This window comes from Ahrensia kielensis DSM 5890 (genome assembly GCF_000374465.1).
GTDB lineage: Bacteria > Pseudomonadota > Alphaproteobacteria > Rhizobiales > Rhizobiaceae > Ahrensia > Ahrensia kielensis.
Genome location: NZ_KB894531.1, coordinates 171,612 through 191,906, shown reverse-complemented (window position 1 = coordinate 191,906; position 20,295 = coordinate 171,612). Strand labels below are relative to the sequence as shown.

The 20,295-nt window shown below is 48.4% G+C and carries 14 protein-coding genes; 11 read left to right on the top strand and 3 right to left on the bottom strand.

What is annotated here, in order from left to right:
- Nucleotides 1-22 precede the first annotated feature (22 nt).
- Genes arfB through C504_RS0112710 form a run of 3 tightly spaced genes read right to left on the bottom strand, consistent with a single transcriptional unit; the run spans nucleotide 23 to nucleotide 2,849 of the window.
- Nucleotides 23-466 carry an alternative ribosome rescue aminoacyl-tRNA hydrolase ArfB gene (gene arfB / locus C504_RS0112720; protein ID WP_018689735.1) on the bottom strand — a complete coding sequence of 148 codons (444 nt, stop codon included), beginning with the start codon at nucleotides 464-466 and terminating at the stop codon, nucleotides 23-25.
- Nucleotides 463-1,200, bottom strand: coding sequence for a nitroreductase family protein (locus C504_RS0112715; RefSeq protein WP_018689734.1), 738 nt, complete (start codon nucleotides 1,198-1,200; stop codon nucleotides 463-465). Before C504_RS0112715 ends, arfB begins: the two co-directional genes overlap by 4 nt.
- Before the next feature lie 38 nt (nucleotides 1,201-1,238).
- Nucleotides 1,239-2,849 (bottom strand): phosphoenolpyruvate carboxykinase, encoded by a 1,611-nt coding sequence (locus tag C504_RS0112710; protein ID WP_018689733.1) that lies wholly within the window; start codon nucleotides 2,847-2,849, stop codon nucleotides 1,239-1,241.
- A 386-nt stretch (nucleotides 2,850-3,235) separates the two neighbouring features.
- Here C504_RS0112710 and C504_RS0112700 point away from each other — a divergent pair, with 386 nt between their 5' ends.
- The 11 genes from C504_RS0112700 to addA all read left to right on the top strand — a co-directional run bounded on the left by C504_RS0112700 (nucleotide 3,236) and on the right by addA (nucleotide 20,257).
- On the top strand, nucleotides 3,236-3,946 hold the full coding sequence (locus C504_RS0112700) for a response regulator transcription factor (RefSeq protein WP_018689731.1): 711 nt from the start codon (nucleotides 3,236-3,238) through the stop codon (nucleotides 3,944-3,946).
- 43 nt (nucleotides 3,947-3,989) lie between these two features.
- Nucleotides 3,990-5,765 carry a sensor histidine kinase gene (locus tag C504_RS0112695; protein WP_018689730.1) on the top strand — a complete coding sequence of 592 codons (1,776 nt, stop codon included), beginning with the start codon at nucleotides 3,990-3,992 and terminating at the stop codon, nucleotides 5,763-5,765.
- A 9-nt stretch (nucleotides 5,766-5,774) separates the two neighbouring features.
- Complete coding sequence (locus tag C504_RS18385) at nucleotides 5,775-6,230, top strand: HPr kinase/phosphorylase (protein WP_018689729.1); 456 nt, start codon at nucleotides 5,775-5,777, stop codon at nucleotides 6,228-6,230.
- Between the two features lie 103 nt (nucleotides 6,231-6,333).
- Nucleotides 6,334-6,735, top strand: a complete 402-nt coding sequence (locus C504_RS0112685; protein WP_018689728.1) for a PTS sugar transporter subunit IIA — start codon at nucleotides 6,334-6,336, stop codon at nucleotides 6,733-6,735.
- Nucleotides 6,736-7,014: an HPr family phosphocarrier protein gene (locus tag C504_RS0112680; protein ID WP_018689727.1), complete on the top strand. Its 279-nt coding sequence runs from the start codon at nucleotides 6,736-6,738 to the stop codon at nucleotides 7,012-7,014.
- 114 nt (nucleotides 7,015-7,128) lie between these two features.
- Entirely contained in the window at nucleotides 7,129-8,523 is a 1,395-nt protein-coding gene (gene ahcY / locus C504_RS0112675; RefSeq protein WP_018689726.1) for an adenosylhomocysteinase, read from the top strand.
- Between the two features lie 228 nt (nucleotides 8,524-8,751).
- Nucleotides 8,752-11,292 carry a sensor histidine kinase gene (locus C504_RS0112670; RefSeq protein WP_018689725.1) on the top strand — a complete coding sequence of 847 codons (2,541 nt, stop codon included), beginning with the start codon at nucleotides 8,752-8,754 and terminating at the stop codon, nucleotides 11,290-11,292.
- On the top strand, nucleotides 11,293-12,792 hold the full coding sequence (gene tsaE, locus C504_RS0112665) for a tRNA (adenosine(37)-N6)-threonylcarbamoyltransferase complex ATPase subunit type 1 TsaE (RefSeq protein ID WP_018689724.1): 1,500 nt from the start codon (nucleotides 11,293-11,295) through the stop codon (nucleotides 12,790-12,792).
- The gene (locus C504_RS0112660; RefSeq protein ID WP_018689723.1) at nucleotides 12,785-13,510 is read left to right on the top strand and encodes a nucleotidyltransferase family protein; all 726 of its coding nucleotides are present in this window, start codon (nucleotides 12,785-12,787) and stop codon (nucleotides 13,508-13,510) included. Before tsaE ends, C504_RS0112660 begins: the two co-directional genes overlap by 8 nt.
- A gap of 55 nt (nucleotides 13,511-13,565) precedes the next feature.
- Nucleotides 13,566-16,706, top strand: coding sequence for a double-strand break repair protein AddB (addB, locus tag C504_RS0112655; RefSeq protein WP_018689722.1), 3,141 nt, complete (start codon nucleotides 13,566-13,568; stop codon nucleotides 16,704-16,706).
- Entirely contained in the window at nucleotides 16,703-20,257 is a 3,555-nt protein-coding gene (gene addA, locus C504_RS17880; RefSeq protein ID WP_018689721.1) for a double-strand break repair helicase AddA, read from the top strand. Before addB ends, addA begins: the two co-directional genes overlap by 4 nt.
- Nucleotides 20,258-20,295 lie beyond the last annotated feature (38 nt).

The following is a 20,295-nucleotide window of genomic DNA, read 5'->3' as shown; positions in this document are numbered from 1 at the left end:
TTAGGCTGTAAGAAAATTCCAGCTAGGAATCATCAGAAGAAACAGAACCACGGTTTTTCTTGATCTGGCTGCGCCCCGCCTTTGATTTTAGACGTCTTTCGACAGAGCCGCGTGTGGGCCGTGTTTTCTTGCGCGGCGGCGGTGGTGGCTCAAGCGCTTTGAGCACAAGTTCTTTAAGACGTTCACGTGCATCTTCGCGGTTTCTATCTTGCGAGCGAAATTTGGAAGCCTCGATAAGAATTTCACCGCTCTTGGTTGCTTTGCTGCCCGCCAGCTTTATCAGTTGATGATATTGGCGATCGGTAAAAAGATTTTGAACCGCAACGGCATTAAATCGCAATTGAACGGCGGTCGAGACTTTATTGACATTTTGCCCGCCTGGTCCGCCCGCAAGAACAAAGCTCTCCGTCATAGACCAACCAGGAAGGGTCTTGTTTGGCTTTACCTCAAGATCGCTGACACTCATCTTTGTTCGCCGTCAGCTTCCAGCCATGTTGTGATTTGCTCAAGCGGCTTGCGCTGAATATCTGGCACGCGCGCATTTTTAGCGGGATAGCCAACAACCAACAATATAACCGGTTTTTCATTATCCGGCCTTTTGCAAACCTTGGACAAAAAGCTCATGGGCGCAGGTGTATGGGTTAATGTTGCCAGACCTGCCTGATGAAGAGCAGCAATCAGAAACCCAGTCGCAATGCCAACGGATTCAGGCACATAGTAATTTTTTGTGCGATTGCCCGCATCATCAACGGAGTAGCGTTCAGCAAATATCGCGATCAACCAAGGCGCAATTTCAAGAAACGGTTTGTTGTCATCGGTGCCTAAATGAGCAAGGGCACCCAGCCACTCTTCGCCAGCGCGCCCTGCATAAAATGCGCGTTCTTCTTCTTCGGCAGCTTCTCGAATAGCGCTTTTGATCTCTGGATCGCTAATGGCAACAAAGTGCCAAGGCTGCTGATTTGCGCCCGATGGTGCGCTGCCAGCTGTACGAATGCAATTTTCTATAATGTCGCGCTCGACGGGTTCTGGCGCATAATCGCGAACTGTTCTGCGACGCGCAAGGTCCTGCGCAAAAGCTTGGCTTCGCGTGCGCATTTCATCAACATCAAGCGATGAAAAATTGAGATCAATGGAATGTAATGTGTCGGACATACGCCTATATTGCGCAAGCTTTTCCAAAATACAAGAAAGGCGGCGCATTGCTGCACCGCCTTCGGCTTTGTGATTTTATTGTTTAATTATTCTGCAGCTTGGAGAAATCGAGGCGCAGCATCATTGACTTCAATATCGACATGGTCAGCGAATTTTTCAAAATTATCGCGGAACATATTTGCGAGTTTAGCCGCCTGCTCGTCATAGGCTGGTTTGTCTGCCCATGTTTCACGAGGATTGAGGATTTTGCTATCAACGCCCTCAACAGCGACAGGAACTGCAAAACCGAAATTTTGATCAATCCGCATTTCAACATCGTCGAGATTACCGTCCAATGCAGCAGCGAGCAAAGTACGCGTTGCTTTAATTGGCATGCGATTGCCAACGCCATAAGCACCGCCCGTCCAGCCTGTATTGACCAACCAGCAATTAACGCCGTTATCGGCAATTAATTGACGCAGCAAATTACCATAAGCTGAAGGGTGACGCGGCATAAACGGCGCACCAAAGCAGGTTGAAAATGTTGCTTCAGGTTCTGTCACACCTTTTTCTGTTCCAGCTACTTTTGCTGTGTAGCCTGATAGGAAGTGGTACATCGCTTGCGCTGGCGTTAGTTTTGCAATTGGCGGCATCACGCCGAAAGCATCTGCGGTCAGCATGATGATGTTCTTCGGGTTGCCCGCTTTGCCGCTTGCACTTGCATTGGGAATGAAATCGAGCGGGTAAGCAATGCGTGAGTTTTCAGCCAAAGAGCCATCGTCAAAATCTGGTACACGATTTTCGTCAAGCACAACATTTTCCATGACCGTGCCGAAGCGACGTGTTGTCGAGAAAATTTCAGGCTCGGCCTCTTCTGAAAGGCGAATAGCTTTTGCGTAACAGCCACCTTCAAAGTTGAAAATACCGTTTGGCCCCCAACCATGCTCATCATCGCCAATCAATGTGCGTGCTGGATCAGCTGAAAGCGTTGTTTTGCCAGTACCGGACAGGCCAAAGAAAACAGCAGCATCGCCATCATTGGAAACGTTCGCCGAACAATGCATCGGCATGACGTCTTTTGCAGGCAGCAAATAGTTGAGCGCGGTGAAAACAGACTTCTTGATTTCGCCAGCATAAGATGTGCCGCCGATCAAAACGATCATGCGTGTGAAATCAATCGCGATAACTGTCTCAGAACGGCATCCGTGCTTTTCAGGATTTGCGCGGAATGACGGCAGATCAAGAATTGTCATTTCTGACACAAAGTCAGGCAATGTTTTGCGGTCCGGACGGATTAGCAAATTGCGGATAAACAAAGAATGCCATGCATGTTCTGTAATGACGCGTGCTTTGATGTTGTGCTCATCATCGGCACCGCCGATGAGATCTTGAACAAAAAGTTCTGCATTTTGCGTATGCGCAATCATGTCCTTGTAAAGCGTCTCAAACGCTTCAGGTGTCATGGGTTTGTTATTGTCCCACCAAATGGCATCATCAACAATGCCGTCTTTAACAATGAACTTATCCTTGGCAGAACGACCTGTATGTTCGCCCGTTTTGGCAACCAGAGCACCATGTGCCGAGATTTCAGCTTCACCGCGGCGGATAGCATATTCGTAAAGCGCAGCTTCAGTTAGGTTGTAATAAGATACAGAAGCGCCTGTTATCCCATTTTTTTCCAAGCTGTGGCTTTTATTGAATATGCCTTGAGTCTTCATAATCGCACCGATCAATTTTTCATTTCAAATATGCTTTTTAAAAAAAGCAGTGCGCTGCGCATCATTGCGAGCGATTTGTCGTTCCAAACAGAATTAGCGAATTATCTCAAATGTTTAATCGGTTTAAAAATTTAAAAATCGTTTCAATCGTTTAAAATTTGTTGAAATTACCGTAACGTTAAGCATGTTTTTTAACGCAAGCAAAAATTTGCGACTATCCCAGAAAATAACGCGCTTTATAAAATGATGCGCAATGAAAGGTTGTATTGCATGACATCGATTTTTATGTGTGCCACAATTTGAACGGAGTTTGAGCGTCTTACCCCCCACAGTGACTAATTCATTGAGTGAAGGGATAACGCTCCATGGTTGGGGAGAACTATCCAGTGCAGACGATTGCGTTGGTCGATGATGACCGCAATATTTTAACCTCGGTTTCAATCGCGTTGGAAGCCGAGAGCTACCGCGTGGAAACTTATACCGATGGCGCATCTGCGCTTGAAGGCTTGTTGGCAAAACCACCGAACTTGGCAATCTTTGATATAAAGATGCCGCGCATGGACGGTATGGAATTGCTACGACGCTTGCGTCAAAAGTCTGACATACCCGTCATTTTTCTGACATCGAAAGACGATGAGATTGATGAATTGTTCGGCTTGAAGATGGGCGCGGATGATTTCATTACAAAACCGTTCTCACAGCGTTTGCTCATTGAGCGCGTCAAAGCGATCCTTCGCAGGTCCGCTGCGCGCGAGGTTCAGTTAAAGCCGGGCGAAACAAGCGGCGCACAAAGCTTGGTGCGTGGGCATCTGGTTCTTGATCAGGAACGCCACACATGTGAGTGGAAAGAAAAACCGGTCACATTAACGGTGACAGAATTTCTTATTCTGTTTGCGCTGGCCCAGCGTCCAGGCGTTGTGAAAAGCCGTGATGCCTTGATGGATGCAGCTTATGATGATCAGGTTTATGTTGATGACCGGACGATCGACAGCCACATCAAGCGCCTGCGTAAGAAATTCAAACAGGTAGATGATGATTTCGAAATGATAGAAACACTTTATGGTGTGGGTTATCGTTTTCGAGAGGCGGCTGCCTAACCGGTAGATCATCTTTCAATGAGAGATTGGTCTTGGAGAATGGATGTCTGTTGATACAGATCATAATCCAACAGTGAAAAAGCGCAGTGGCATTAGTCCGCTGCGCAGCTTTTTTGCGCCAATATTGCGGCCAATGCGCCGCATGTTTGGTCATTTATTCTTTTCCAGCATCACACGGCGTATTCTGATTTTAAATCTGGCCGCGCTGGTTTTGTTGATGTCAGGCATTTTGTATCTCAATCAGTTTCGCGACGGGCTCATTGATGCGCGTGTTGAAAGCCTGATGACGCAAGGCGAAATTATTTCCGGCGCAATTGCAGCTTCTGCAAGCGTTGAAACCAATGCAATTCTTATTGATCCTGAAATGCTATTGGAACTTGAAGCAGGTGAAAGCATCGTCCCTAAGGTCGATGGTCTTGAGAATCTTGATTTTCCGATCAACCCCGAACGTGTTGCGCCCGTCTTACGTCGTCTGATTTCTCCAACCCGTACCCGTGCCCGTATTTATGACCGCGATGCCAATTTGATTTTGGATTCGCGCCACCTTTATTCCCGTGGGCAGATTTTACGCTATGAGCTTGATCCGATTGATGCGCCTGAATTGTCAATTTTAGACCGCGTGAAAAACTATTTCGGAGGCTTTTTTGTCCGCCGTGATTTACCAGTTTACCGCGAACAGCCGGGCGGCACAGGTGCACTCTATCCAGAAGTGATGGGCGCATTGTCAGGTGGCCGTAGCCAAATCGTCCGCGTTTCTGAGCAAGGTGAGATGATTGTTTCGGTTGCTGTGCCAGTGCAGCGTTTTCGCGCTGTTCTTGGTGTTTTGCAATTATCAACGCAAGGCGGAGACATTGATAAAATTGTTACCGCGGAACGCGAAGCCATGTACCGTGTTTTTGCTGTAGCTGTGATGGTGAACGTTATTTTGTCGATGCTGCTTGCCAGCACAATTGCCAATCCTTTGCGCCGCTTGTCTGCCGGTGCCGTACGCGTTCGAAAGTCAATTAAAGCACGCGAAGAAATTCCTGACTTTTCTGATCGCCAAGATGAGATTGGCAATCTGTCTGTTGCGTTGCGCGATATGACGCAATCACTTTATGGCCGAATTGATGCTATTGAGAGCTTTGCAGCAGATGTGAGCCACGAGCTTAAAAACCCGCTGACATCATTGCGTAGTGCTGTGGAAACATTGCCGATGGTGAAAAAAGACGAAATGCGGGACCGGCTGCTGGGTGTCATCGAACATGATGTGCGCCGCCTTGACCGATTGATTACGGATATTTCGAACGCATCGCGCCTTGATGCTGAACTTGTGCGCGAAGATGCACAGCCCGTTGATCTTGAAGCGCTGCTTAAAAATATGGTGTCCATATTTAATCAGGGGCATCTGGGCGAATTAAATGTCGAGCTAAATATTACCAAACTCCCAGCGGGCACAAGCAGCTACACGGTGCCCGGTAATGAATCGCGCCTCGGTCAGGTCGTTACCAATTTAATCGAAAATGCGCGAAGCTTCATTCCTAAAAAGGGTGGCGAAATCAAAGTTTACCTTGCGCATAAGAAAGATCACATCGAAGTACGCGTTGAGGACAATGGACCGGGCATAAGGGTTGAAAATATAGAAACGATTTTCAAGCGGTTTTATACCGATCGCCCCGGCGCTGAAGAGTTTGGCAAAAATTCCGGCCTTGGGCTGTCGATATCGCGCCAAATTGTCGAAGCGCATGGCGGCACATTAATTGCTGAAAATATTGAATCAAATACCGACATAGATGAATTCGGCGGTGCTCGCTTCATCCTTTGCTTGCCGTGTGAATAGGCCGTACCGTTGATTACTTCACCAAACAACATTCATGCCAATCTGATTGATATTGATGCAAAAGGTGTTTTGATTAAAGGCGAAGCGGGCTCTGGAAAAACAACCCTGATGCTGCACTTGTATCGAAGGTGCCTTAGTGCAGGCGTACCAGTCCACATCATAAGCGACGATCAGACATTGCTTGAAGAACAAAATGGCCAGTTAATGGGCCGTGCGCCGCCTACGCTTGCAGGCAAGATTGAAATTCGCGGTCTTGGTATTGTTGATAGGGAACAGACTTTAAGCCACTCCAAGATTGAGCTGTGTGTGACGCTTGACCGCGAAGAAATAATGCTGCGCTATTGGGATTCGAAGTTTGAAAAAGTCGAAAATTTTGAGGTGAAGAAGCTTTGCCTTTCATCTGCAAATATCGAGGCTGCGGGCAACGCGGTGCTAGCCGCGCTTAAATTACCCTTATCGGTTTAACGATATCTTCGGATAATACTTGTCAATTTCAGATTTTACTGCTCAACATGTCGGATGAAAAAAATCCGGCTACAAGTGAGCCGATGACGGGAAATCACGGTCAATGATCGGTATTGTTTTAGTATCGCACGGCGAAATTGCTTCTGCTTTTAAAAAAGCTGTCGAGCATGTTGTTGGCGCGCAAGAGCAGTTTCAAACAATTTGCATTGAGGCCGACGATGATATGGAGCGTCGCCGCAGCGATATCGTCGCGGCAATTGATGAAGTGAATAGCGGCAAAGGTGTCGTTGTCGTGACAGATATGTTTGGCGGCACACCGTCAAATCTGGCGATTTCATTGATGGAGCCAGGCAATGTCGAAATCATTGCGGGCATGAATCTACCGATGCTTATTAAGCTCGCTAAAGTGCGTGAGAGCAAAGAAATGAGTGTTGTTCTTTCCTGTGCAAGCGAAGCGGGAAAGAAATACATCAACGTTGCCAGCCAAGTTTTGGCCGGAAAATAGATGACTGCGCCACTCAATAAAACACTGACCATACAAAACAAAAAAGGTCTGCATGCGCGTGCATCCGCACGTTTTGTGCAGACGGTCGAAGAATATGATGTCAGGGTGATTGTCTCTAAGGATGATACAAATGTCGGTGGCACATCCATTATGGGCCTGATGATGCTCGCTGCATGCCAAGGCAGTCAGATCGATGTTTCCGTGGCTGGTCCAGATGCGCAAGCTGCGATGAGCGCTATCGATGCGCTGCTTGCCGACAAATTTGGCGAAGAAGACTAGCCATATCGAGACATAAACATTTCTTTATGTCGACATTGTGCTTGTTCTGCGTCTCTGATAAGGAGGCGGCAAAACGAACATATAAATCCTCACATAATTTCGGAGACGGACCACATGGCCGAACACGATTACATCGTAAAAGACATCAACTTAGCCGATTACGGCCGCAAAGAGCTGGATATCGCTGAAACAGAAATGCCGGGCCTTATGTCTCTGCGCGAAGAGTTTGGTAGTTCCAAGCCGCTCAAAGGCGCGCGCATCGTCGGTTCACTTCATATGACAATCCAGACAGCCGTTCTGATCGAAACATTGACGGCACTTGGCGCTGATGTGCGCTGGGCATCATGTAATATTTTTTCTACGCAGGATCATGCCGCCGCAGCTATTGCAGCGTCAGGCGTTCCAGTTTTTGCCATTAAAGGCCAAACATTGGTTGAGCATTGGGATTATCTTGACCGCTCTTTCATGTTCCCTGAAGGCGCAAACTTGATCCTTGATGATGGCGGCGATGCGACACTGTACGTATTGCTTGGTGCACGCGTTGAAGCTGGTGAAACAGATTTGATCGAAACGCCGACTTCTGAAGAAGAAGAAGCCATTTTCGCACAAATCAAAAAACGTATGGCTGAAACACCGGGCTTTTTCACAAAAACGCGTGATGCTATCAAAGGCGTATCTGAAGAAACAACAACAGGTGTTCACCGCCTTTATGAATTGCATAAAAAAGGCCAATTGCCTTTCCCTGCAATTAACGTGAATGATTCTGTCACCAAGTCAAAATTCGACAACAAATATGGCTGTAAAGAATCGCTTGTAGACGGCATTCGCCGTGCGACTGATACGATGATGGCCGGTAAAACAGCCGTTGTTTGCGGATATGGTGATGTTGGTAAAGGTTCAGCTGCATCGCTTAGCGGTGCTGGCGCACGTGTAAAAGTAACAGAAGTTGACCCGATCTGTGCATTGCAAGCTGCAATGGACGGCTATGAAGTTACGACGCTTGAAGACGCTGTTAAAACCGCTGACATCTTTATCACCACGACAGGCAATAAAGACATTATCCGTATTGAACATATGCGTGAAATGAAAGACATGGCGATTGTTGGCAATATTGGTCACTTCGACAATGAAATTCAGGTCGCTAATTTGAAAAACCTGAAGGTTACAAACATCAAAGACCAAGTGGATATGTACGAAATGCCATCAGGCAACCGTATGATCCTATTGTCACAAGGCCGCTTGCTCAACCTTGGCAATGCAACAGGTCATCCATCATTCGTGATGTCTGCCTCTTTCACCAACCAAGTCTTGGCGCAAATCGAGCTTTGGACCAAAGGTGAGCAGTACAAGAATGAAGTTTACATCCTGCCTAAGCATTTGGATGAAAAAGTTGCCCGCCTTCACTTGGATAAAATCGGTGCGAAATTGACCGAGCTATCTAAAGAACAAGCCGATTATATCGGTGTGACACCTGAAGGCCCATATAAGCCTGAACATTATCGTTACTAAAACGCACAAAACCTTATTTTTAAGGTAAATGCGTGCGTGACGTGACACTTGAAATAGGCCGGTTTGTACATACAAACCGGTCTTTTTCGTTTGGACTCTTTTCGTGGAATCCCCAGATGGTTATGTTGGTGTGATTCGGGTATTTTGTGTCTGCGTAATTTCGTTTAAATAATCTATTAAAAACAGTGGCTTCACGGGTTTATGCCTGTGCGCTGGGGGATTCGCTGTATGGCTGTCACACATAAAAAACGGCTCTTGATTCGTCTTTCGGCGAAATTAAATGCATCTGTTTCAAAAACAGGCCAGCTTTTTAAGCCATTATCATTGGCAGCTTTTACATTTCCCGTAACGAGCGCCATGGCCCAAACGTCGGATGTTGGTGAGGCCTCAGAGTCTCCAATTAATCTATTTGGTATTCCTTTACATGCTTTGGAAATAACCCAGTTTTCAATGCTTGCCGGTGCGATGATCGCGGCAATGACATCAGCCCTATGGCTGATTAGAGAACGTGGCCGCACGTCCAATCAGAATACCGCCTTGCGTGCAAAAGTAGGGAATTTAACATCTCGTCTAAATCAGTTGGAAGCACTGGCTGCGGCGGAAGGGCAACAAGCAGTTATATGGTCAAGCAATGACAGCAAGCCAACGATTGTAGGAAGCTTGGATGCCAGCTCCGGTGCTCCTGCATCACATGCACATGTTTTGGCATTTGGCCGTTGGCTCGAATCGCGTTCAGCGACGATCCTCGAGCACTCAATTGAGGATTTGCGCCAAAACGCAAAACCATTTTGCGAAATCATCCAGACCAATAATGGAACACCGATAGAGGTTAGCGGACGCACATCAGGCAGCAGCGCGATTGTAAGATTTTGCGATCTTTCAAAAGAGCGCAAAGCAAGCGCCCAACTGTCGATATCCCATGAGCGTGTCGTCAATACGTTGGAGACACTTCAAAAACTCATGGATGAGTTGAATATGCCAATTTGGCTGCGCGACAAGCAAGGCAATTTGTCATGGGTCAACGAGAGCTACGCAAAGTCTGTTGATTGTGCAGACAGCACTGCGGTGGTGGGCAGCAAAGCCGAGCTTTTTGGAACACAGGCACTCAAATCAATCGTCGATGCACGTGAAGGCGCCAACAAGTTCGCAGGCACGGTGAGCACTGTTGTTGGCGGCGACCGCATGGTTTTTGATGTGGTAGAGGCAAATGGCAGCTATGGCAGCGCAGGTATCGGCATTGATAGGACTGACGCTGAAGCAGCGCGCAATGAACTTAAAAAAACTATTCGTAGCCACGAAGAAACGCTGGATGAACTAACGACAGCTGTCGCGATGTTTGATGAAAACCAGAAATTGCGTTTTCACAATCTCGCCTTTGAAAATCTATGGGGTTTAGATGCTGCGTTTCTCGAGCAAGCACCCAATATCACCATGTTCCTTGACCGGATGCGGACAGAAGGAAAATTGCCTGAACAGCCAGAATGGCGACGCTGGAAAGATGAATTACTAAGCGCCTTCCGCGCGACTGAACCATCTGAAGATTGGTGGCATCTAACTGATGGGCGCACGGTGCGCGTGATTTCCAACCCGCATCCAAAAGGCGGCCTTACATGGGTCTTTGAAAACCTGACCGAACGTATGGATTTGGAGAGCCGCTTTAAAACCATGGTGCGCGTTCAGGGCGATACACTTAATCATCTGGCTGAAGGCGTTGCAGTATTTAAGGGCGATGGTCGTTTGCAGCTTGCCAACCCAATCTTCCGCGATCTGTGGTCACTGGCGGATTTTGACGATGAAAACCCGCCTCATATCGGTGATATTGCGCGCCAAATTGCAGAACGCGGTGATGATGTGACGGCGTGGGAAGAGTTTGCGGGCATTGTAACTGGCTTTGATGATGAGCGCGCGAGCGATGTTGGCCGTGTTAATGTTGGCGACAAAATGCTGTCATGGATGGTTGTGCCGCTGCCAAACGGTCAAACGATGATTACATTCCTTGATATCACGGCCGCTGACCAAATTGAGAAAGCGCTGCGTGATCGCAATGAAGCGCTAGAGCGCACAGCGCATCTGAAAAACCGCTTCATTCAACATGTGTCATATGAATTGCGATCACCGCTTACCAGCATCATGGGTTTTACCGAATTGATTGCTATGGAGCATATCGGCAAACTGAATGAAAAGCAGCGTGAATATGTTGGCCACATTGAGCAATCGTCACTGGCTTTGCTAAGCACAACGGACGACATACTTGATCTTGCAAGCGTGGATGCTGGCTTTATTGAATTGAGCTTTGAGAAAGTAGCGATAGCATCGACGATGCGCGAAGCGGCCGCTTCGCTTAAAGATCAGTTTGATGCGCATAAGATCGATCTTGTTCTTCGGATATCTCCTGAAGCCGATACAATTGTGGCCGATGCTGAACGTTTAAAACAGGTTATGCATAACGTGCTCGCAAATGCGGCTGATTTTGCACCGGAAGGTTCAACCGTAACATTTACCTGTGAGAAGGTAGAATCAGGCGTCGTCTTCAAAGTCCGTGACAAAGGGCCAGGGATTGAAGCAGAAGCGCTTAAAACTGTGTTCGAACGCTTCCAAACAGAAGGCGGAGGACGCAACCGTGGCGCTGGCCTTGGTCTTGCTATCGTGAAAAGCTTTGTTGATTTGCATGAAGGCGAAGTTTCTATTGAATCATCACCATCGCGCGGCACCGAAGTTATTTTGAAATTTCCCGATGTACCACCACGTGTAAGTGTGGCAGCTGAATAAGTGATTGAACTTACGTTTCTCAATGAAGATGCACTGAGCCTCTTTGCGCAGGACTTTGCACTGGCGTTAAAAGCAGGAGACTGCATCGCGCTTGAAGGTGATCTCGGGGCAGGCAAGAGCACATTTGCACGCGCAGTCATTCGTGCGGCCTATGGCGATTTTGACAAAAAGATAGAGGTGCCAAGCCCAACATTTACGCTTGTGCAATTATATGATTCCGCGCCAGCCATTGCTCATTTTGATCTTTACCGCATTGCAGATGCGGACGAGCTGGACGAATTGGGCTTGGATGCGGCGTTAGAAAATGGTGCAGCGCTTATTGAGTGGCCCTCAAGGGCAGCGGATGCGTTGCCTGCCGATCTCATCCTTATCCGGATAACAGAAACGCACGAAGACCCAGATACGCGCCTCATGTCGATTGAAGGCAATGAGGACTTTTTAGCGCGCTTAGAACGCTCAATGGCTATCCGTGCGTTCTTAGGTGAAAGTGGGTTTGGCCAAACAGATCGCCATGCATTTCCAGGCGATGCTTCCGCTCGCAATTATGAGTTCATTCATCACAAAGCTGGTGAAGCGCCGCTGATATTAATGGATGCTCCCAAATTACCGCAGGAACCGGCGCTCTATGACGGTTTGACCTATAAGCAGATTGTGCATTTGTCAGAAGAGGTCAGTGCATTCGTCGCTGTAAGCGAAATGCTGCGCCATGAAGGTTTTTCCACCCCCATAATTTATGCGCAGGATTTGCCAAAAGGCCTGCTGCTGATTGAAAATTTGGGCGAAGGAAAAATCGTTACCGATGACAATATACCGATCAGAGATCGCTACCTCGCCTCTGTAGAAATTCTGGCGGATATTCATGGGAAAAATTGGAAAGGCCACTGGGAGTTGCCGGATGGGCAAACCCATATCGTGCCGCGCTATGATGCACGTGCAATGCGAACAGGGCTTTCATTGCTGCCAGACTGGTGGGGCAAAGAAAACGGTCTTTCTGTAGCGCTGCGCGATGAACTTTATCTCTTATGGGAGCCTATTTTTCAGCGGTTTCAATCTGGCTATGATGATTTGATTATTCGCGATTTTCACTCGCCCAATATTATCTGGCGCGGCGATAAAACCGGAAATGACAGGATTGGGATCATTGACCACCAAGATGCGCTTATCGGTCCAGGTGCCTATGATGTCGCTGCACTGATGCAAGATGCGCGCACAATTGTTGCGCCTGAATTGCAGGCAGAGATCTTGGATACCTATTGCGCCCGCAGACGTGAGCAGTCAGGTTTCAACGAATCGCAATCAAGGCTGGATGTTGCCACGCTTGGCGCGTTTCGCAGTTCACGTTTGCTGGGTTTGTGGGTGCGTCTTGATGTTCGAGATGGCAAACACAGGTTCCGCAATTATGAAGCCCCTACCCGTGCCTATCTTGCTCAATCCTTGGCACATCCAGATTTAGCAGAGCTTCGAGCATGGTATGTAAAAGCGGGCGTTATTGATGCATAAAAAAAACATAGATACGGCAATGGTGCTTGCCGCTGGCTTCGGCAAACGGCTGCGTCCCATAACGGACAAAATGCCAAAGCCTTTAGTAAAAGTCGGCGGCAGAACAATGCTTGATCGAGCTTTGGATGTTTTGGCAGATGGCGCGATTTCAAAAGCTGTCGTCAATGTGCATTATCTGGGCGATCAAATTGTAGCGCATTGCAAAACACGACAAGACATAGATTGCACCATCAGCGATGAGAGCGATGCAATCTTGGAAACAGGCGGCGGCACAGTGCGTGCCTTACCATTGTTGGGCGACGCACCGTTTGCACTGCTTAACGCTGATACATTCTGGATCGATCAGGGCGAGCCAACACTGCAGCGCATGATTAAAACATTTGATGAGAGCAAGATGGACATCTTGCTTCTTCTATGCCGTGTTGAAGATGCCACCGGCCATACGGGTGGTCATGATTTTACGATGGCAAGCGATGGCAGTTTGGCACGTGCGAAAAACAGTGATGGGGCAGGTTATATCTATGCGGGCGCTGCAATTTATAATCCTGCTATTTTCGACGGTGATCGCAAGGAAGCCCATTCGCTCAATGTCTATTTCGATCAGGCGATTGCAAAGAACCGACTATTCGGCATTATTCTTGAAAATGGTCATTGGATAACCGTTGGTACACCGCAGGGTCTTGCAGATGCGGAAGCCAAACTCCGTGAACTGAGTTAAGTCTATGCGTATTATCACGCGAATGCGTTGATAATGGTCAAAAAAGAGCGGTGATTTGAAAAAGCATACTGAGCCACGAGTCTATACGATTGAGCCTGGACAACCGTTTCTTGCAACGCTTGCAAAGGCTCTTTGTGACGGTGATTTGATTGCAGGGTTTGCGCATGACGGCGATCCCTTGTCACTGGCAAAAGTAACGATCTATGTGCCGACACGGCGCGCGGCGCGTGAACTGAGGTCGGCCTTTCTCGATCATTTAGGCGCACAAAGCGCATTGCTGCCTGTCATCAAACAATTGGGTGAATTTGACGAAGAAGAAGCGCTGTTTAGTGGGCACGCTGATGCGGCACTAGGTCTGGCTGAACCCATCGACAGTTTGCACCGCCAACTTCTGCTGGGGGGCTTGATTGCCGATTGGAATAAACATCTGACGGATGCGCTGCGTAACTTATATCCAGATGAAGATATTTTGACACCGGCCTCGACTGCAGATGCGTTCTGGATGGCAAAAGCACTCGCAGAACTTTTGGACCAATTGCAGACCGAAGATTTAGAGTTTGAGGCCATTGAAACTGCCGCCGCTGAATTGGATTTGCCGGGCTGGTGGAATGTCACGCACGCTTTCTTGCAAATCATTGCCAGCGAATGGCCGCAAAAGTTAGATGAACTGCGCCGCATTGATCCAGCCATTCACCGTAATATGATGCTGCGGGGCGAAGCGGCACGTTTGACAGAGCAGCAACCAAGCGACCCTGTTATTGTGGCTGGTTCAACAGGCACAATTCCAGCAACTGCTGATTTGATCGCTGCAATTTCCAAACTGCCGTCAGGGGCTGTTGTTTTGCCAGGTTATGATCTGAGCATGAGCCAAGAAACGAAAGCGGCACTTGAAGATGCAGATGATCTTGCTTCGGCGATCGGTCATCCGCAATATGGCATGCATCATCTGGTCTTGAAGATGGGTGCACAGGGACTGGTTTCAAAAATTGGCGACACAAGCGGCGTTAATCTGCTGGAGCGTCAAAAATGGATTGGTGCAGCACTTGAACCTGCACCGCGCACAGCAACATGGTTGGAAACACGTGAAAACCTTGCCGATTCAGCTTTTGATAATGTTGAAATTCTAACCGCGGATAATGAACGTCAGGAAGCCGCAGCCATCGCAGCGGCTTTGCGTGAAGCAATCGCTGATCCATCCGTCAATGCAGCGCTTGTTACACCCCATCGCACGCTCGCACGCAGGGTTGTGACCGAGTTGGCACGCTACGGTATAGAAGCCGATGATTCAGGCGGCAGTGCCTTTGACACAACGCCGCAAGGCGTTTTGCTCGGCTTTGCCTTTCAATGCGTATTCAATGCAGGTGACCCAGCAGAATTATTGGCGTTATTAAAAAATCCACTGGTTCAACTGGGCATGCCGCGTGATGAGTATCAGGCATCATTGGGCTGGCTTGAGCAAATGGTGCTGCGCGGCGGCATTGGTCGGTTCACATGCGGAGACTTTGTTGCATTTGCCACTGATCAGATTAATGCTCGCAAAAAAGAAGGTGCCTATGAGCCGTCATGGCTGCGAAAGCTAGATGAAGATCAGCGCGCTGACATAGAGGCAGGTATAATATCGCTTGCAGCGCGTATCGAAGCTGCATTTGCTCCTTTATGTATATTGGTCAAGCAGGGTGAAGAGGTAACATTGGAGACGATGTTGGCTGCGACCATCACAACGGTAGAATCGCTTGCCAAAGATGAGGGTGAATACCATCAGCAGCTTTTTACCGGTGAAGCAGGCACCATGCTGCGCAAACTTCTCACATCGTTTTTTGGCAGTGAATTGGAAATCAAATTTGCGCCTGACCAATGGCCAGAAATTGTACGTGCGGTCACGAGCACGATGTCTGTTAAGCCAGTGGCAAATGGTCATCCGCGCGTTTCAATTTGGGGAACTTTGGAAGCAAGGCTTCAAACCGTCGATTTTCTAATCATGGGCGGGCTGAATGAGGCTGTTTGGCCGCAACAAACATCCAATGACCCGTTTTTAACGCGCGGCATGAAAATCCGCATGAAAATGCAGCCACCTGAACGCCGCATTGGTTTGTCGGCTCATGACTTTTATATGGGCATGGGGCAGAAACGCGTTCTGCTCACACGCGCGATAAGAATGGACAATGCGCCAGCTGTTGCATCGCGCTGGCTTCAACGTCTTGAAACGCTGGCCGGCGAAGGCGCTGTGAAACAAATGCAAAGTCGCGGGCAGGTTTACGTAGATATTGTTCAGGCTTTAGAAAAAGCAAAAGACATAGATCTGGAAACGCGGCCGGAGCCAAAGCCGCCTGTCCATGCGCGGCCAACGCATTTCTCCGTAACGGAAATCGAACGGCTGAGGCGTGATCCCTATGCGATCTATGCAAAGCGCGTTTTGGGCCTTCAGCCACTAGAAGATTTGGTGCGCGAACCAGATGCAGCAACACGCGGCACGCTGTTTCACGCGATATTGGAAGAATCGACGAAAGCGAAGATTGATTACACCAAGCCCGATGCAGCAGATCAATTGCGTAAGATTGCAGATCGTATATTTGCCGACTTTGCACTTCCTGCAGATATCGAAGTTTTATGGCGGACACGGTTTGATGCTGCGATATCTGCCATTGCGGACTGGGAAAAGACCCGCGACGAGGAAGGTGTTAAGCGCCATGCTGAGCTAAAGTCGCAAAAACTACCTGTCGATATGACGGGCGTTACATTGCGCGGTGTTGCCGACCGTTTGGACTTAAACGCGGATGGCAGTGTTGATATTATCGACTTTAAGACGGGCGGTGTTCCAAGTGTCGATCAAGTGCATTCTATGTTGGCCCCTCAGATGCCGCTTGAGGCAGCCCTATTAAAACGTGGGGCTTTTGATCAGCTCGGTAAGTCTGATGCCGCAGCTCTTCTCTATGTGACTTTGGGCCCCAAGGGCGATGTAAAACATAATGATGTGCGCGGCACTGGAAACAAGCACAAAGAGGCCGATGTTCTGGCTGACGCAGCGTGGGAAAAGCTGGTTCAACTACTGAGTTTCTTTGCCGACGAAGAAAGTGGTTATGTATCGCGCGCCATCCCAGCAAAGCAGCATGATTATAGCGGCGAGTATGATCACTTGGCGCGTGTGCTTGAATGGTCGGCCGGAGTGGACAGTGATAACGGATCCGAATCGACATGAGCAATAATGAGACCAATACGGATAATTTAAAACCTAAACCTGATCAGGTTACAATTAATCGGCAAGCATTGGCCGCCAGCCCTGATACTTCGGCGTGGGTGTCTGCAAATGCGGGTTCCGGTAAAACCTATGTGCTTTCCACCCGTGTTATCCGGCTTTTGCTGACAGGTGTTGATCCGGCAAAAATTCTCTGTTTGACCTATACGAAAACGGCTGCGGCGGAGATGAAAAACCGTGTGTTCTCGCGTCTTGGCGCATGGACGACGATGCCCGATGCTGATCTTGCAAAAGAATTGGTCGCCATCACCAATAGAAATTGCACGGACGCTGAAATTCGCTTCGCTCGTACGCTTTTTGCCAAAGCACTGGAAACACCGGGTGGGCTTAAAATCCAGACCATCCACGCCTTTTGCGAGGCGCTGCTTCATCGGTTTCCACTGGAAGCCAATATTGCTGGCCATTTTGAATTAATTGATGATGTGGCAGCCGATTTACTCATGGCTGAAGCACGGCGAAAATTACTGACCGGTTCTGAACATGGCAATGGTGCTGTTTTAAGCATCCTTGAGCGTTCCGGTGAAACCGGCTTTGAAGAACTGCTCTCTGAAATCGTCAATAATCGGCAAAAGCTCACTAATTTGCTCGATAATCTTGGCGATCCATCTGAGTGGCGGCAAACTTATTTGTTGGCAAATGGCTTTGATGTGGATTGCACCGCTGAAGATTTAAAGCTGAAAGCATGGCCGCTGCCGGGCTTATCGCAAGAATATTGCCGCGATGCATTTGCAGTGATTCCAGCAGCTGGCGCTAAGACTGCGCGTGATTTGCTTGAGAAGCTGACGACTTGGTATGGCGACCAAAGAATATTGCCGTCTTTCGACGAAATTTGCGAATTGTTTCTTACAAAGCAAAATGAACTGCGCGCTTCTAAAAATTACGCATCGGAGAAAGCGGTTGCAGTCGCACCGGAACTACAAGATCGCTTCATCGAAGCAGCAGAATATGTTCAATCCCTGATCTTACAGATCAATCTTCTCGACGAAATAGACCGAACAATGGACGCATTGAGCGTCGCAGATAGGCTCTTGTCTCTCTACGCCAATTTGAAACGACGACGCGGTTTGCTCGATTTTGATGATCTAATCGAGCGCACAGAAATGATGCTGCTGAAAGACAATGTCGCTGATTGGGTGCGCTATAAGCTTGATCAGGGAATTGACCATATTTTGGTCGATGAAGCCCAAGATACCAGCCCGCCGCAATGGCGTGTGATCAAAACGCTTGCCGATGAGTTCTTTGCCGGCGAATCATCTTCGAGCAGCAAACGTACGGTTTTTGCTGTGGGTGATGAGAAACAGTCGATTTACTCGTTTCAGGGCGCTGATCCAAAAGGTTTTGATGATGCGCGCAGCCATTTTTCTGTAAAAATTGGGCAAGCCGACCGCAAATTCCAACCCGTTGATCTTGAAGCATCCTTCCGTTCAACAGGCGATGTATTGGCAGCTGTTGACCATGTTTTTGCCTATGCTGACCATAAGCGCGGCTTGGCTGCACATGGCGGGGATGTACAAAAACACAGATCACTGCGCGAAAACCAGCCAGGATCAGTGGAGGTTTGGGACTTTGAACGGGCCGAGAAGCAAGAGCAGGAAGAAGATTGGCGCAAACCCTTCGACTTTGCCGCACAGCCCGCCATTATCGTTGCAGGCCGAATTGCGAACCGTATTAAAAACTGGCTTGATAGCGGCGCTTGCCTAGAGGCAACGGGGCAAAAAATCAGAGCAGGCGATGTGCTGGTTCTCGTCAGAAAACGCGATGCTTTTGTCCACGCGCTGTCACGTGCGCTTAAAGAACGTAAAATCCCTGTCGCTGGTGCCGACCGTTTGGGTATGACCAGCCACATTGCCGTTCTCGATCTGATGGCGCTTGGCCGTGTGATGATTAATCAAAGCGATGATTTATCGCTCGCAGCGCTTTTGCGTAGCCCGATGTTCGGTATGAGCGACGATGATCTTTTTGAGTTGAGCTATAAGCGCGAGGGGACATTGTTTGAAACAATGGCGCTTTATGCGTCTAAGGATCAAGAGATTGCGCAGATCGTTACACTGCTGAAACGATGGATAAAGATCGCTGTCCAAAAGCCTGTGTTTGAATTTTATAGTCAGGTTCTAGTAACAGACCAGATGCGGTCAAAACTTATCGGGCGTCTTGGTACCGAAACAGGTGAAATGCTGGATGAGTTCTTAAACTATGCCATCGCGCAAGAACGCACCGGTCCAGCTTCACTAGAAACATTTTTAAACACACTAGAACATTTCAGTCCCGAAATAAAACGGGAAATGGAAGGCGATAGCGATCAAGTCCGTATCATGACCGTGCATGGTGCAAAGGGTCTTGAAGCGCCGATCGTATTCCTGATTGATCCTGGAAGTCCTGCCTATGGTAGCCGTTCGACACCCGTTTTATTGCCGCATGATTTGCCAATTGGGCTGGCAACCCCGCTAAAGTGTGTTTTGGTTGGCAATTCTGGTGCGGCGCAATCGGCCGTTACCAAAGACATTATTCAAGGTTTGAAACAAAACGCTGAGGAAGAATATAGGCGTTTACTTTATGTTGGCATGACGCGCGCTGCCGATCAGTTGATTGTTGCTGGTTATGCTGGGCAAAATGGTGGCAAGGATGGAACGTGGCTTTCCATGGTAAAAACAGCCTTGGAGCCTTTGAGTAAGACCGTCACTTACGATGATTTTGAAGCGTTACATTACCCTGAAGAACAAACGCTAGCGCCCTATCCGCCGCAAGCCTCAAACCAAAGCGATACGTCGCAGACTTTAACGGTTCCAGCTTGTTTCAGTGCACCCGCGCCAAAAGAGCCGCCTGCCCCGCGCCCATTGGTGCCGTCAGGTGTAACAGGTCTTTCTGTTGAGGCTGATCGGCAAGAAAGCGAGGCGGAACAACCCATGTCGCTGGTTGCTGATTATGAAGCGCAAGGCGTAAAGCTGACAATGCCGCCAAGCCTTGCTGCCAAGCGCGGCAGTGTCATTCACAAACTGCTTCAATATTTGCCAGATGTTCCAGCTGGTGAACGTGAAGCCAAAGCACGTCTTTTTTGCCAGCATATAGAATCGCGTTGGAGCCGCTCAGATATTGACCAGATTGTTTCGCAAACGCTCCGGGTTATGGATGAACCTGCCTATGCGCCATTTTTCTCAGAAAATGGAAGTACCGAAGTATCGGTTATGGGCATGGTTGATATTGGCGATGAAAAACACGCTGTGTCAGGTGTGGTTGATAGGCTCGCAGTCGTGGGCGACCATGTTTACATCATTGATTATAAAACAAATGCAAAGCCGCCTTTGAATTTGAGCGGCGTACCGCTCATTTATTTGCGTCAAATGGCGCTTTATCACGCGTTAATTGCACCGCTATACCCTCAAAAACTGGTCAAAGCGGCGCTTTTGTTTACGGTGACACCGCAGCTTATTGAAATTGATAATAAGCTCTTGGAACAGACACTTCAAAATATGCTGCCAGACAACACATTAAATTGAGGTCGTTTAACTTGAATCTCACTTCAATAGCGCCCACA